General features: G+C 60.8%; 7 protein-coding genes. 1 reads left to right on the plus strand and 6 read right to left on the minus strand.

Going from position 1 to position 14,646, the window contains the following annotated elements; translation table 11 throughout:
- From ACTIGF_RS00005 to rpsL, 4 genes are all read right to left on the minus strand, one after another.
- On the minus strand, window positions 1–656 hold a 656-nt coding region (locus ACTIGF_RS00005; RefSeq protein WP_439634920.1), incomplete at its 3' end, for a GTP-binding protein.
- Window positions 657–712: 56 nt separating this feature from the next.
- A complete protein-coding gene (fusA, locus tag ACTIGF_RS00010; RefSeq protein WP_439634921.1) occupies window positions 713–2,788 on the minus strand; it encodes an elongation factor G in 2,076 nt (691 codons plus the stop codon).
- A gap of 42 nt (window positions 2,789–2,830) precedes the next feature.
- On the minus strand, window positions 2,831–3,301 hold the full coding sequence (rpsG, locus tag ACTIGF_RS00015; RefSeq protein ID WP_022702235.1) for a 30S ribosomal protein S7: 471 nt from the start codon (window positions 3,299–3,301) through the stop codon (window positions 2,831–2,833).
- Between the two features lie 12 nt (window positions 3,302–3,313).
- Window positions 3,314–3,685 carry a 30S ribosomal protein S12 gene (rpsL, locus tag ACTIGF_RS00020; protein ID WP_009801142.1) on the minus strand — a complete coding sequence of 124 codons (372 nt, stop codon included), beginning with the start codon at window positions 3,683–3,685 and terminating at the stop codon, window positions 3,314–3,316.
- Between the two features lie 365 nt (window positions 3,686–4,050).
- On the opposite strand from rpsL, the gene ACTIGF_RS00025 reads away from it, so the two are divergent.
- Window positions 4,051–5,991 carry a DUF3422 family protein gene (locus ACTIGF_RS00025; RefSeq protein WP_439634922.1) on the plus strand — a complete coding sequence of 647 codons (1,941 nt, stop codon included), beginning with the start codon at window positions 4,051–4,053 and terminating at the stop codon, window positions 5,989–5,991.
- Window positions 5,992–6,048: 57 nt separating this feature from the next.
- Here ACTIGF_RS00025 and rpoC read toward each other — a convergent pair whose 3' ends face one another.
- Together rpoC and rpoB are read right to left on the minus strand one after the other, a co-directional pair.
- The gene (rpoC, locus tag ACTIGF_RS00030; RefSeq protein WP_439634923.1) at window positions 6,049–10,263 is read right to left on the minus strand and encodes a DNA-directed RNA polymerase subunit beta'; all 4,215 of its coding nucleotides are present in this window, start codon (window positions 10,261–10,263) and stop codon (window positions 6,049–6,051) included.
- A 110-nt stretch (window positions 10,264–10,373) separates the two neighbouring features.
- Window positions 10,374–14,456 carry a DNA-directed RNA polymerase subunit beta gene (gene rpoB / locus ACTIGF_RS00035; RefSeq protein ID WP_439634924.1) on the minus strand — a complete coding sequence of 1,361 codons (4,083 nt, stop codon included), beginning with the start codon at window positions 14,454–14,456 and terminating at the stop codon, window positions 10,374–10,376.
- Between the last annotated feature and the right edge of the window lie 190 nt (window positions 14,457–14,646).

The following is a 14,646-nucleotide window of genomic DNA, read 5'->3' on the forward strand; positions in this document are numbered from 1 at the left end:
GAAATCGAGAACACGTCCTCGATCGGCATCAGGAACGCCTGGTCGATCGGACGCTCAGGGGTCGGGATGTACTCATCCACAGCCGCCATCAGTTCGCGGATCTTGTTCTCGCCGATCTCGGGATCACGCCCTTCCATCGCCGCAAGCGCAGAGCCCGCGATGATCGGAATGTCGTCGCCCGGGAAGTCGTAAGAGGACAGAAGTTCGCGAACTTCCATCTCAACAAGCTCCAGAAGCTCTTCGTCGTCGACCTGGTCAACCTTGTTCAGGAACACAACCAGAGCCGGAACGCCAACCTGGCGCGCCAGAAGAATGTGCTCGCGCGTCTGCGGCATCGGGCCGTCAGCCGCGTTCACAACCAGAATGCCGCCGTCCATCTGCGCGGCGCCCGTGATCATGTTCTTCACATAGTCGGCGTGCCCCGGGCAATCCACGTGCGCGTAGTGACGGTTCTCCGTCTCATACTCAACGTGAGCCGTCGAAATCGTGATGCCGCGCGCCTTCTCTTCAGGCGCTCCGTCAATCTGGTCGTACGCGCGGAAGTCACCAAAGTATTTGGTGATCGCGGCGGTCAGCGTCGTCTTGCCGTGGTCAACGTGACCAATCGTGCCAATATTGGCATGCGGTTTCGTACGCTCAAACTTTTCCTTGGCCATTGTCTCTTCCTACTCTTCGGACAGGCGTCTTTTCAGTGGATCGGTGAAGATCCGAATTACGCGATTTTGGAGATCACTTCGTCGGCGACAGCTTGCGGCACCGGCTCGTAGTGGTCGAACTGCATGGTGAACTGGGCGCGGCCCTGAGTGGCCGAACGCAGGTTGTTCACGTACCCGAACATGTTCGCCAGCGGCACGAAGGCGTTCACCACCGTGGCGTTGCCGCGCATTTCCTGGTCGCGGATCTGACCGCGGCGGGAGTTCAGGTCGCCGATGACCGAACCGGTATACTCGTCCGGGGTCACCACTTCGACTTTCATGATCGGCTCGAGCAGCTTCATCTTCAAAGAAGACTTCGCTTCACGAAGCGCGGCGCGGGCGGCGATTTCAAAGGCCATGACGCTGGAGTCGACGTCGTGATAGGCGCCGTCAACCAGGGTCACCTTGAAGTCGATCATCGGGAAGCCTGCCAGAAGGCCGGTTTCACGCACCGAGTTCAGGCCTTTTTCCACGCCCGGAATGTATTCCTTGGGCACGGAGCCGCCGACGATCTTGGAGTCAAACGAGAAGCCCTCGCCCGGCTCGACCGGCTCGATCTGCAGCTTGATGCGCGCGAACTGACCCGAACCACCCGACTGTTTCTTGTGGGTGTAGTCGATCTCGTGCGCCACGCCGACGGTTTCGCGATAAGCCACCTGGGGCTGGCCCACATTCGCTTCCACCTTGAATTCGCGGCGCATGCGGTCGACCAGGATGTCCAGGTGCAGCTCGCCCATGCCGGCGATGATGGTCTGGCCGGATTCCTCATCAGAGAAAACGCGGAAAGACGGATCTTCAGCCGCCAGGCGGGCCAGAGCCACGCCGAGCTTTTCCTGGTCGCCCTTGGACTTGGGCTCGATGGCGATCTCGATCACCGGATCCGGGAACTCCATGCGCTCCAGGATCACCGGATGCGCCGGGTCACACAGGGTGTCGCCCGTGGTGGTGTCCTTCAGACCCGCGATAGCGACGATGTCGCCTGCGTATGCGTCCTTGATGTCTTCACGAGAATTGGAGTGCATCAGCAGCATGCGGCCAACGCGTTCTTTCTTCTCTTTCACCGTGTTCAGCACCGTCTGCCCGGTGGACAGCGTGCCGGAATAGATACGGCAGAAGGTGAGCGAGCCCACAAACGGGTCGTTCATGATCTTGAACGCCAGCAGGCCCAGCGGCTCATCGTCAGACGGCTTGCGGGTGGTCGGCTCTTCGGTCTTGGCGTCGATGCCCTTGATCGAGGCCACTTCCACCGGAGACGGCAGGAAGTCCACAACGCCGTCAAGCAGAGGCTGAACGCCTTTGTTCTTGAATGCGGTGCCGCACAGGATCGGGTTGAACGCCAGAGAGATGGTGCCCTTGCGGATCAGAGTCTTCAGAAGCTCTTCAGAGGGCTCTTCGCCTTCCAGATAGGCTTCCATCGCCGCTTCGTCCTGCTCGACGGCGGTCTCGACCAGCGCTTCGCGGTATTCAGCGGCCTTGTCAGCCAGCTCCGGACGAATGTCGCGCACTTCCCAGGTCGCGCCGAGGTTTTCACCCAGCCAGACCAGTTCTTTCATCGCGACCAGATCGATCAGACCTTCAAACTCGCTCTCAGAGCCGATCGGCAGCTGAACGCAAAGCGGGTTGGCGCCCAGGCGATCCTTGATCATGTCGACGCAGTTGAAGAAGTCCGCGCCAAGCTTGTCCATCTTGTTGATGAAGATCATCCGCGGGACTTGGTACTTGTCGGCCTGACGCCAAACCGTTTCGGTTTGCGGCTCGACGCCGGCGTTGGCGTCCAGGCAGCACACTGCGCCATCAAGCACCCGCAGCGAACGTTCGACTTCAATGGTGAAGTCCACGTGGCCGGGGGTGTCGATGATGTTCAGACGCTTGTCCTTCCAGAAACAGGTCGTCGCAGCAGACGTGATCGTGATGCCACGCTCCTGCTCCTGCTCCATCCAATCCATGGTGGCGGCGCCATCGTGCACTTCGCCGATTTTGTGCGATTTGCCGGTGTAGAAGAGGATCCGCTCGGTCGTGGTGGTCTTGCCGGCATCAATGTGCGCCATGATGCCGAAGTTGCGGTAGTCCTCGATTTTGTAGTCGCGGGCCATGGGGAGGGTCCTTAGATCAGGAGGCAAGCGTCAGGCTGGAAATTACCAGCGGTAATGCGCGAACGCGCGGTTGGCTTCGGCCATCTTGTGCGTGTCTTCACGCTTTTTGACCGAAGAGCCGCGGTTGGAAGCGGCGTCCATGAGCTCAGCGGCGAGCCGCTCGCGCATGGTGTTTTCGTTACGGTTGCGCGCTGCAGCCGCCAGCCAGCGAATGGCCAGAGCCTTGCGGCGCTCGGGGCGAACCTCGACCGGAACCTGATAGGTGGCGCCGCCGACCCGGCGGGAGCGCACTTCGATTTCCGGAGCCACATTGTCCAGGGCTTCGTGGAAGACGCGAACGGGTTCGCGCTTCACTTTTTCCTCAACGATGTCGAGGGCGCCGTAGATGATGGCTTCAGCGGCGGATTTCTTACCATCGACCATGATGTAGTTCATGAACTTGGTGAGATCGCGATCGCCGAATTTCGGGTCGGGAAGAATCTCGCGCTTCTCTGCGCGGTGACGACGAGACATGAACGCCTCTCCTTATTTCGGACGCTTGGCGCCGTATTTCGAACGACGCTGACGACGGTCTTTAACGCCCTGGGTATCCAGAACGCCGCGCAGGATGTGGTAACGCACGCCCGGCAAGTCTTTCACACGGCCGCCGCGGATCAGCACGACTGAGTGTTCTTGCAGGTTGTGACCTTCGCCCGGAATGTAGCTCACGACTTCGTAGCCGTTCGTCAGGCGAACCTTGGCGACTTTACGAAGCGCCGAGTTCGGCTTCTTCGGGGTCGTGGTGTAAACGCGCGTGCAAACGCCACGGCGTTGCGGGCACGCCTGAAGCGCGGGAACCTTGTTCCGCTTCGGCTTGTCTTTCCGCGGTTTGCGGATGAGCTGGTTAACTGTAGGCATCAGGCCTCTATCCGTTCCTGTTCCTGTTTTCCCGTCTGAAGGCGCACCAAGACGCGAAAACCCGACCGGGGCGCGACGACTGGAGCCGTTCGTCCGCGGACGGTGTTGAAGCTTGTATGTGTCTGTTCCGGGCGACGTCTAACCCATTCCAGTCATCCATGACGGACTCAGGACGGATTACGGCTCACCCCCGAAATCGAGCGCGGAACCTACTCAGAGCAGGCCATTCCGTCAAGCTCACCTTCACGGGAAATTTGCAGGGGCCCGAAGCCCCCGATTTTAGACGCTTTTAGCCCCCAATACACGCTTGCCGCGTGATTAATGCATCCTTAACGTGGTCAATGTCCTGCCTAAAGGGGGAAGACATGGACCATAACCACGAAAACTGGCGCGAGAGCGCCTATATGGATCGTGAACCCCTGATCCATGAAATACACAAGCGGCAACCCTTCCCGCTCCGTCCCTATGTGCGCGCCACGCTCATGGTGCGAATCTTTCCCAGCCTCGCTGATCGTGTGCGCGAACATATCGTCGCCAAGAAGCCAGAGCTGACTCCCGAGCAAGCGCCAGGCGCTCCCTTCACGACCGAACAGCTGCTCGCCAACAAGGCGCCGGAAGCCGTCCAGCTTGATGAGAAGCTGGCCAAGCAGTTCCTGCAAACGCGCGAAGTCTTGCTTTATGAAAGACGCAATGCGGTCAAGGCGTATATCCGCGGCCTGTCGCCCACCTATACGCCCAAACACCAGATTCAGCCCTCAGACGCCTCTAACATGCTCGCAGAGGTCTACAAGGACTTCATGAGCAAACGGGCGGAGCGTCCGGATTACACCACCCTGGCTCGGCGCGAAATCAGACGGCTTGAAGAGCTTTACAAACCCGGGGGCCCTCTCCACCTCCCCGAAGATCTCATGCCCCTGCCCGCGGACGGTCGCTTCGGCGCCCGCCCCCTTGAGCCCTACCGCACCGGCGGCGCCAGCCGGAAGCGCTGGTTCAATTTCTGGAAACGCTCGGCCGATTCTCGACAGGTCCCCGCTGTCGATAACAGAGAAGATTTGAGGCTGAACTGGGAACTCTATGGCCTCAATCAGAACTTCACCGTCATCGAAGACTATGATGAAGGTCACCTCCCTCCCCTGACGGATGGGAGCGAGGACGCCTTCTTTGACGACGTGGAGAGCATCAATACAGCCCGGACTGCGATTGATGGTTTTGAACAGCGGCTGCGCGCGCTCAGTCCTGAAACGGCGCAAGCCTTCAGATGGTGTGGCGACCTGCTTTCGGTCTCCCATGTCTGGATGCTGCCGATCGAGAAACTGCTGATGTGGGACAACTCCCATGTCACAGCGCCTGACCAGGCCCTTCTCTGGAAAGTCAGAAGTCATCCAGGAGTGCTGGACGCCGGACTGAACTCTGATGAGTTTGAACGCTTGCAGACCCTGTTAGTGCGCTTTGCAAAACCCTTTTTCGCCACGCAAGATCCAACCCGCGCCGACTGGACGCGGGATGATTTCATCATGAGCCGCGTGGTGGGGGACCGCGCCTTTCTGCTCGCCGACTTGCAACAGCACAGCCGCAAGCACCATAACGCGGAACGCGCCAGCCGGGTCGTGGTGATCGACTTTGGCATGAACGACGAACAACGCGGGCGATTGCTCAAGCGTATCTACGATATTGCGACATATCGCATGCTGGGCCTGCGCGATTACTCGTACTTCTTTTGCGCTCAAACCGTCACGGACGGGGTGAACATCGAGCTCGACAAGCTTTCCGGCGATCTGTCCAAGCTGGCCGAAACTGAGAGCAAGGATGAACACAGCTACGAAAAGAGCCTGCAAGAGCATGTCCAACAACTCCTGCAGCTGGACGCCCGGCTTTCCTCACTCAATTTCTTCATCGCAGACGGCATCACGCCGTCCGCCAAGAGCACGGAAACCTATCTCACCCTTGCTCAGGAACGTATTGAAAGCCTGCGAGAAGCGCGCATGCCAGGCTATCAGACCGTGGGCGAATACCTGCGCCGGTTTGAAGGCTCCGCCCGCAATGTCATCCGGATCGCCGAACAATACGAAATGGCGCGCACGCGGCTGGCGGAACTGATTGCGCTCGCACGGGCGGAAACAGACCGGGTCCGCACCAACAAGATGTCCAAGATGACATCCGCCATGACCAAGATGACCCGCAGAGTGCTTGTCATCACAGGCCTGTCACTTGCCGTGACGGCAGCGAGCCTCGTCATAGCGCTCACTGATCTTGGCGGCGAACGGCCTTCCCACGAAGAGGCGGAGCGCCAGCAAGAAACGCCCTAATGCAAAAAGCCCGCTGGCGTGCGCCAGCGGGCTTTCCGTTCAGATCAGATCGAATGATCAGTCTTCGCTACGAGCTTCTTCGGCCGCTGCTTCAGCGATTTCGGCCGGCAGGGCCTCATCGCCGCTCTTCACGGCTTTCTTCTGCTCCGCGATCCGCGCTTCGTCACGCGCATCGGCCTCGACTTGATACTCACGCATCATCGAGCCGGTGCCGGCCGGGATCAGACGGCCCACGATCACGTTCTCTTTCAGGCCTTCAAGGGTGTCCACCTTGCCCTGCACCGAAGCCTCGGTGAGCACGCGGGTGGTCTCCTGGAAGGACGCAGCCGAGATGAAGGAGCGGGTCTGCAGCGACGCCTTGGTGATGCCCAGCAGAACCGGGTCCGCCACAGACGGACGCTTGCCTTCCGCTTCCAGCTTCTCGTTGGTTTCAAGCCACTCGATCTTGTCGACATGCTCGCCGTTGAGATAGCCGGAATCGCCCGGATGGGTGATTTCCATCTTCTGCAGCATCTGCCGGACAATCACTTCGATGTGCTTGTCGTTAATCGGCACGCCCTGCAGGCGATAGACTTCCTGGATCTCGTTGATCAGGTAATCGGCCAGCGCCTCGACGCCCAGGATCCGCAAGATATCATGCGGCGCCGGGTTGCCGTCGAGCAGATATTCGCCGCGCTGGATGATGTCGCCTTCCTGCACCGTGAGGTGTTTGCCCTTCGGCACCAGGTATTCGACAGCCTCCGCATCATCGCCTTCCGGCGTGATGGAGATGCGGCGCTTGTTCTTGTAGTCACGACCGAATTCCACACGGCCCGTCATCTCGGCGATGACGGCGTGATCCTTCGGACGACGCGCTTCGAACAGCTCGGCCACACGCGGCAGACCACCGGTGATGTCGCGGGTCTTGGCGCCCTCGGTCGGGATACGGGCCAGCACGTCGCCAGGCTGAACCGTGTCGCCGTCATTGACCGAGAGAATGGCGCCCACGGACAGCATGTAGTTGGCGGTCTTGTCGGCCAGCTTGACCGGCTCGCCATTGGCGTCCTCGATCACCATGGCGGGCTGGATCGACGCCGACTTGGTGCCGGTGCCGCGCCAGTCGACCACCACTTTCGAGGCGATGCCGGTGGCTTCGTCGGTGTCTTCCTTCACCGACAGACCGTCGATGATGTCGATCAGCTTCACCTTGCCGCCCGCCGCGGTGACGATCGGCATGGTGTACGGGTCCCATTCGGCCAGACGCGCGCCGCGCTTGACCTTCTCGCCCGCATCAACGCGCAACTTGGCGCCGTATTGCAGCTTGTAGGTCTCGAGCGGATTGCCGTCCTGATCGGTGATCTGGACCTGCATGTTCCGGCTGAGCACGATAAAGGAGCCGTCAGAGGCCTGCACCGTATTGCGTTCCACAAAGGCGACCTTGCCTTCATGGGTGGCTTCGATGAAGGACTGCTCGGACACCTGCGCTGTACCGCCGATGTGGAAGGTCCGCATGGTCAGCTGGGTGCCCGGCTCGCCGATGGACTGAGCCGCGATCACGCCGATCGCTTCGCCCATATTCACCTTGGTGCCGCGCGCCAGATCACGCCCGTAACAGGTGGCGCAGACGCCGACGCGGGTTTCACATGTCAGCGGCGAACGCACCTTGATGGTGCTGACGCCGGACGCCTCGAGCGCCAGGGACAGCTCTTCATCAATGTAGGTGTCGGCCGGAGCGAGAACCTCGCCCGTGGACGGATCCTTGACCGCTTCCGCGGTGTTCCGGCCCAGAATGCGCTGGCTGAGCGGCTCGACGATGTCGCCGCCATTGACCACGGCGCCCAGGGTGATGCCCTGAGAGGTGCCGCAATCAAACTCGGTGACGATGCAGTCCTGCGCCACGTCGACGAGACGACGGGTCAGATAACCCGAGTTCGCCGTTTTCAACGCGGTGTCAGCCAGACCCTTACGAGCGCCGTGGGTGGAGTTGAAGTACTCCAGAACCGTCAGGCCCTCTTTGAAGTTCGAGATGATCGGCGTTTCGATGATCGAGCCGTCCGGACGGGCCATCAGGCCACGCATGCCGGCGAGCTGTTTCATCTGGTTCTTGGAACCCCGGGCGCCAGAGTGGGCCATCATGTAGACCGAGTTCACCTCCCCGTCACGGCCGTCTTCGGCGATGACAGGCTTGGAGATCTCGTCATACATGGCGTCCGCCACCTTGTCGGTGCACTTCGCCCAGGCGTCGACGACCTTGTTGTACTTCTCACCCTTGGTGATCAGGCCGTCCACATATTGCTGCTCGTAATCGCCGACCAGCGCGCGGGTTTCGCCCACCAGGTCCTTCTTGGCGTCCGGGATCAGCATGTCGTCCTTGCCAAAGGAAATGCCGGCGCGCGCCGCTTCCTTGAAGCCCAGGGCCATGATCTTGTCGCAGAAGATCACGGTCGCCTTCTGGCCGGTGTGGCGATAGACGATGTCGATCAGGCCGCCGACGGCCTTCTTGGTCAGAAGACCATCAAGCACGTCCGGCTGCACTTCAGGGTGCTTGGGCAGGTGCTCCAGGAGCTTCATCCGGCCCGGCGTGGTGTCGATCACCTTGGTGTATTCATTGCCTTCCGGATCAACGCCGGAATAGCGTGCCTTGATCTTGGCGTGCAGGGTCACGACGCCGGAATCCAGAGCGGCTTCAAGCTCGCCCATGGTGCCGAAGACCATGCCTTCGCCCGGCTCTTTGTCCTTGACGATCGACAGATAGTACAGACCCAGCACGATATCCTGGGACGGCACGATGATCGGCTTGCCGTTGGCGGGCGACAGGATGTTGTTCGTGGACATCATCAGGACGCGCGCTTCCAGCTGGGCCTCAAGGCTCAGCGGTACGTGCACGGCCATCAGGTCGCCGTCAAAGTCGGCGTTGAACGCGGCGCAGACCAGCGGGTGCAGCTGGATGGCCTTGCCCTCGATCAGCTTGGGTTCAAACGCCTGGATGCCCAGACGGTGCAGGGTCGGCGCCCGGTTCAGCATGACCGGGTGTTCGCGGATGACCTCGTCCAGAACGTCCCAGACTTCCGGACGCTCTTTTTCCACCATCTTCTTGGACTGCTTGACGGTGCCTGACAGACCCTTGGCGTCAAGACGCGCATAGATGAACGGCTTGAACAGCTCGAGCGCCATCTTCTTGGGCAGGCCGCATTCGTGCAGTTTCAGCTCAGGCCCCACCACGATCACGGAACGACCGGAATAGTCCACGCGCTTGCCGAGCAGGTTCTGACGGAACCGGCCCTGCTTGCCCTTGAGCATGTCGGACAGCGATTTCAGCGGACGCTTGTTGGCGCCGGTGATCACGCGGCCACGACGGCCATTGTCGAACAGGGCGTCGACGGACTCTTGCAGCATCCGCTTTTCGTTACGGATGATGATGTCCGGCGCGCGCAGCTCGATCAGGCGCTTGAGGCGGTTGTTCCGGTTGATGACGCGGCGATACAGGTCATTGAGGTCCGACGTGGCGAACCGGCCGCCGTCCAGCGGGACGAGCGGGCGCAGTTCCGGCGGAATGACCGGCACGATGGTCAGGATCATCCACTCCGGCTTGTTGCCGGAGAACATGAAGGATTCGATGAGCTTGGTGCGCTTGGCGAGCTTTTTCAGCTTCAGCTCGGAGCCAGTTTCACCCATCTCCTCACGCATCTTCTCCACTTCTTTTTCAAGATCCATCGTGGAGAGGATTTCACGGATAGCTTCCGCGCCGATGCCGGCGGTGAAAGCGTCCTCGCCGTACTCGTCGACGGCTTCGTAATACTCTTCCTCGGTGAGGATTTGTTGCTTCTGAAGCGGGGTCAGGCCCGGCTCGATCACCACATAGCCTTCAAAGTAGAGCACGCGCTCCACATCCTTGAGGGCCATGTCCAGGAACAGCGAGATCCGGGACGGCAGTGATTTCAGGAACCAGATGTGAGCCACCGGCGCAGCGAGCTCGATATGGCCCATGCGCTCACGGCGCACGCGCGCCAGGGTGACTTCAACGCCGCACTTCTCGCAGATAATGCCCTTGTACTTGATGCGCTTGTACTTGCCGCACAGGCACTCATAGTCCTTGATCGGGCCGAAAATCCGGGCGCAGAACAAACCGTCGCGTTCAGGTTTGAACGTCCGGTAGTTGATCGTCTCAGGCTTCTTCACCTCGCCGAAAGACCAGGAGAGAATTTTCTCCGGGCTGGCCAGCGAAATCCGGATCCGGTCGAAGGACGGGCCTTCGGCGGAGGGATTGAAGATGTTCATGACCTCTTGGTTCATGGTCCGTCTCCTTGACGGTGGCGACGGCGGGGCCGGTTTGTGAGGGGTCCGGGCCCGCCGTCTGATATCCGCTACGCGATCGCTCGCTCTCTTGTTCTGGCTGGCTCGACCTATTGGTTGAGCAGCTCCACATTCAGACCAAGCGAACGCATTTCCTTGACCAGCACGTTGAAGCTTTCCGGGATGCCGGCTTCAAACGCATTGTCGCCCCGCACGATGGCCTCATAGACCTTGGTGCGGCCCGCCACGTCATCCGACTTCACCGTCAGCATTTCCTGCAAGGTGTAGGCGGCGCCGTATGCCTGGAGCGCCCACACTTCCATCTCGCCGAAGCGCTGACCGCCGAACTGCGCCTTACCGCCCAGCGGCTGCTGGGTGACCAGCGAGTACGGGCCGATGGAGCGGGCGTGGATCTTGTCATCCACCAGGTGGTGCAGTTTGAGCAGGTACTTGATGCCCACGGTGACCGGACGCTTGAACTGATCGCCGGTACGGCCATCATGCAAGATGGACTGGCCGGACTTGTCGAAGCCTGCACGCTGCAGGTGATCAACAATGTCGTCTTCCCGGGCGCCGTCAAAGACCGGCGTGGCGATCGGAACGCCGTTGGCGAGGTTGCGGCCCAGTTCGGCCCGCGCCTCTTCGCCTTCCGGCAGCTCCTGATCTTCGCCATAGGCCTTGATCAGCATCTTGTTCAGATCGCCCTGATCGCCGGTGCGCTTGTAGGCTTCATACGCCTCGCCGATCTGACGGCCCAGGCCCTTACAGGCCCAGCCCAGATGGGTTTCCAGAATCTGGCCGACATTCATCCGCGACGGCACGCCGAGCGGGTTCAGCACGATGTCCACCGAGGTGCCATCCGCCAGGAACGGCATGTCCTCGATCGGGTTGATCTTGGAGATCACACCCTTGTTGCCGTGACGACCGGCCATCTTGTCGCCCGGCTGAAGCTTGCGCTTCACCGCCACGAACACCTTGACCATTTTCATCACGCCCGGGGGCATCTCGTCGCCACGCTGCAGCTTCTCGACCTTGTCTTCGAAGCGGCGGTCCAGACGCGCCTTGGACTCATCGTATTGCTTTTTCAGCGCTTCGACGCGACCCATGGCCTCTTCGTCTTCCAGGCCGATCTTCCACCACTGGCTGGTCGGCACCTCTTCAAGCGCCTCGCCGGTGACTTCGCCCTTCTTGAAGCCTTTCGGCCCCGAGACGGCGGATTTGCCGATCAGGATTTCCTGCAGACGACCGAAGATATCGCGCTCGAGAATGGTGAGCTCATCGTCCCGGTCTTCACCCAGACGTTCGATCTCTTCACGCTCGATGGCGATGGCGCGTTCATCCTTGTCCACACCGTGACGGTTGAAGACGCGGACTTCCACGATGGTGCCGGTGGTGCCCGGCGGCAGACGCAGCGAGGTGTCGCGAACGTCAGACGCCTTCTCGCCGAAGATGGCGCGCAGAAGCTTTTCTTCCGGCGTCATCGGGCTTTCGCCCTTCGGCGTCACCTTGCCCACAAGAATATCGCCGGATTCCACTTCGGCGCCGATCGCCACGATGCCCGCTTCGTCAAGGTTGCGCAGGGCTTCCTCGCCGACATTGGGAATATCGCGGGTGATCTCTTCCGGGCCCAGCTTGGTGTCGCGGGCCATGACCTCGAACTCTTCCAGGTGGATCGAGGTGAACACGTCGTCACGCACGATACGCTCGGAGATGAGGATGGAGTCCTCGAAGTTGTAGCCGTTCCAGGGCATGAACGCGACGAGCACGTTGCGGCCCAGGGCGAGATCGCCCAGATCCGTGGACGGACCGTCTGCGATGATGTCGCCTGCGCGAACAACATCGCCCACGCGCACGATCGGGCGCTGGTTGATGGCCGTGGACTGGTTGGAACGCTGGAACTTGGACAGGCGATAGATGTCGACGCCGGACTCAGCCGCGCCGACAACACCCGCCGCACGGATCACGATCCGCTGGGCGTCCACCTGCTCCACCACGCCCTCACGGCGGGCGGCGATGGCCGCGCCGGAATCACGCGCCACAACAGATTCCATGCCGGTGCCCACAAGCGGAGCTTCCGCTTTGACGAGCGGCACGGCCTGGCGTTGCATGTTCGAGCCCATCAGAGCGCGGTTGGCGTCGTCATTTTCCAGGAACGGAATGAGCGAAGCCGCAACCGACACCACCTGCTTGGGCGACACGTCGATATAGTCCACGTCTTCACGCGGGATCAGCGTCGCGTCACGGCCCGGGCCCACGCGGCAGTTGACGAACTCGTTCGCCAGCATGCCGGTTTCGGCGTCCACGGTGGCGTTCGCCTGAGCGATGGTGAAACGCGCTTCCTGCATCGCCGACAGGTAATCGACCTGATCGGTGAGCTTGCCGTCCTCAACCTTGCGATACGGGCTCTCGATGAAGCCGTACTTGTTGACGCGCGCATAGGTCGACAGCGAGTTGATCAGACCGATGTTCGGGCCTTCAGGCGTCTCAATCGGGCAGATCCGGCCATAGTGGGTCGGGTGCACGTCGCGCACTTCAAAGCCGGCGCGCTCACGGGTGAGACCGCCCGGGCCAAGCGCCGACATACGGCGCTTGTGGGTGACTTCCGACAGCGGGTTGGTCTGGTCCATGAACTGCGACAGCTGCGAGGAGCCGAAGAATTCACGCACGGCGGCCGCAGCCGGCTTGGCGTTCACCAGGTCGTGCGGCATGACGGTTTCGATATCAACCGACCCCATGCGCTCCTTGATGGCGCGTTCCATGCGCAGCAGGCCGACGCGATACTGGTTTTCCATCAGCTCGCCCACGGAGCGGACGCGACGGTTGCCCAGATTGTCGATGTCGTCGATTTCACCCTTGCCGTCACGCAGGTCCAGAAGGACGCGCAGAACTTCAATGATGTCCTCGGCGCGCAGCACGCGCACATCATCCGGACACTCAAGGTCCAGACGCATGTTCATCTTCACCCGGCCGACCGGTGACAGGTCGTAACGTTCCGGATCAAAGAACAGGCCGGCGAACAGCGCTTCAGCGGTTTCCGGCGTCGGCGGCTCACCCGGACGCATGACGCGATAGATGTCGATCAGCGCCTGCTCACGGGTGTCGTTCTTGTCCGCCGCCAGCGTGGTGCGCATATGGCCGCCGATGGACAGGCCGTCGACATCCAGGATGTCCAGGCTGTCCACGCCGGCTTCGGTGATCGCTGCGATCACTTCTTCGGTCAGCTCGTCGCCGGCTTCCGCGAAGATTTCACCGGTCTCAGCGTTCACAAGGTCTTCAGCGGCGAACTTGCCCATCAGCTCTTCTGACGAGACAAGCAGGCTTTCAACGCCCTCTTCCGCCATCTTGTTGGCGGCGCGAGCAGAGATTTTCTTGCCGGCGGCTGCAACGACTTCGCCGGTCTTGGCGTCGATCAGGTCGCGCGACGGCTTCAGGCCGCGCCAGCGTTCCTTCACGAACGGCATCGTCCAGCCGTCCTTGCCCGCCTTATAGGTCACGCGACCATAGAAAGTGGACAGGATTTCTTCTTTATCGAGACCCAGAGCGTACAGCAGGGTGGTCGCCGGCAGTTTGCGGCGGCGGTCGATGCGCACGTGCAGGATGTCCTTGGCGTCGAACTCGAAGTCCAACCAGGAGCCGCGATAGGGAATGATCCGCGCTGCGAACAGGAATTTGCCCGATGCGTGAGTCTTGCCGCGGTCGTGGTCAAAGAACACGCCCGGGCTACGGTGCATCTGGGAGACGATCACACGCTCGGTGCCGTTGACGACAAAGGTGCCCTTGTCGGTCATGAGCGGAATATCGCCCATGTAAACGTCCTGCTCCTTGATGTCCTTGACGGACTTGGAGCCGGTTTCCTCGTCCACATCAAAGACGATCAGGCGCATCTTGACCTTCAGCGGAGCTGCGTAGGTCATGTCGCGCTGGACACATTCCTCAACGTCGTATTTGGGGGGTTCGAATTCGTAGGAGACGAACTCGAGCAGAGCGCGCTCTGAGAAGTCCTTCACCGGGAAAACGGACTTGAACACCGCCTGCATGCCTTCATCCAGACGGTCCGCGATGGCGGTGTCCTTCATCAGGAACTGTTCGTAAGAATGCTTCTGAACCTCAATGAGGTTCGGCATTTCGACCGCACCTGGAATACGTCCGAACGATTTGCGAATGCGCTTCTTGCCGGTAAACGACAGACCCATTTCCGCTCCCTTCGCAGGCTCAATCAGCCTGGCGCTTGCGTTAGGACCCTAAGGTCCCCCAAGACCCGATCTGGTGTGCCGCGCCAGGAACGAGGGGTGCCCCCGTCGCGGTCAATCTGCAGGCCCCAGACCGGAACAACCTGCAGAGGAAACTTTAACGGCGTGACGGGCGCGCAGGAATCCCCGCGCG

Source organism: Oceanicaulis sp. (assembly GCF_051859625.1).
Taxonomy (GTDB): Bacteria; Pseudomonadota; Alphaproteobacteria; order Caulobacterales; family Maricaulaceae; genus Oceanicaulis.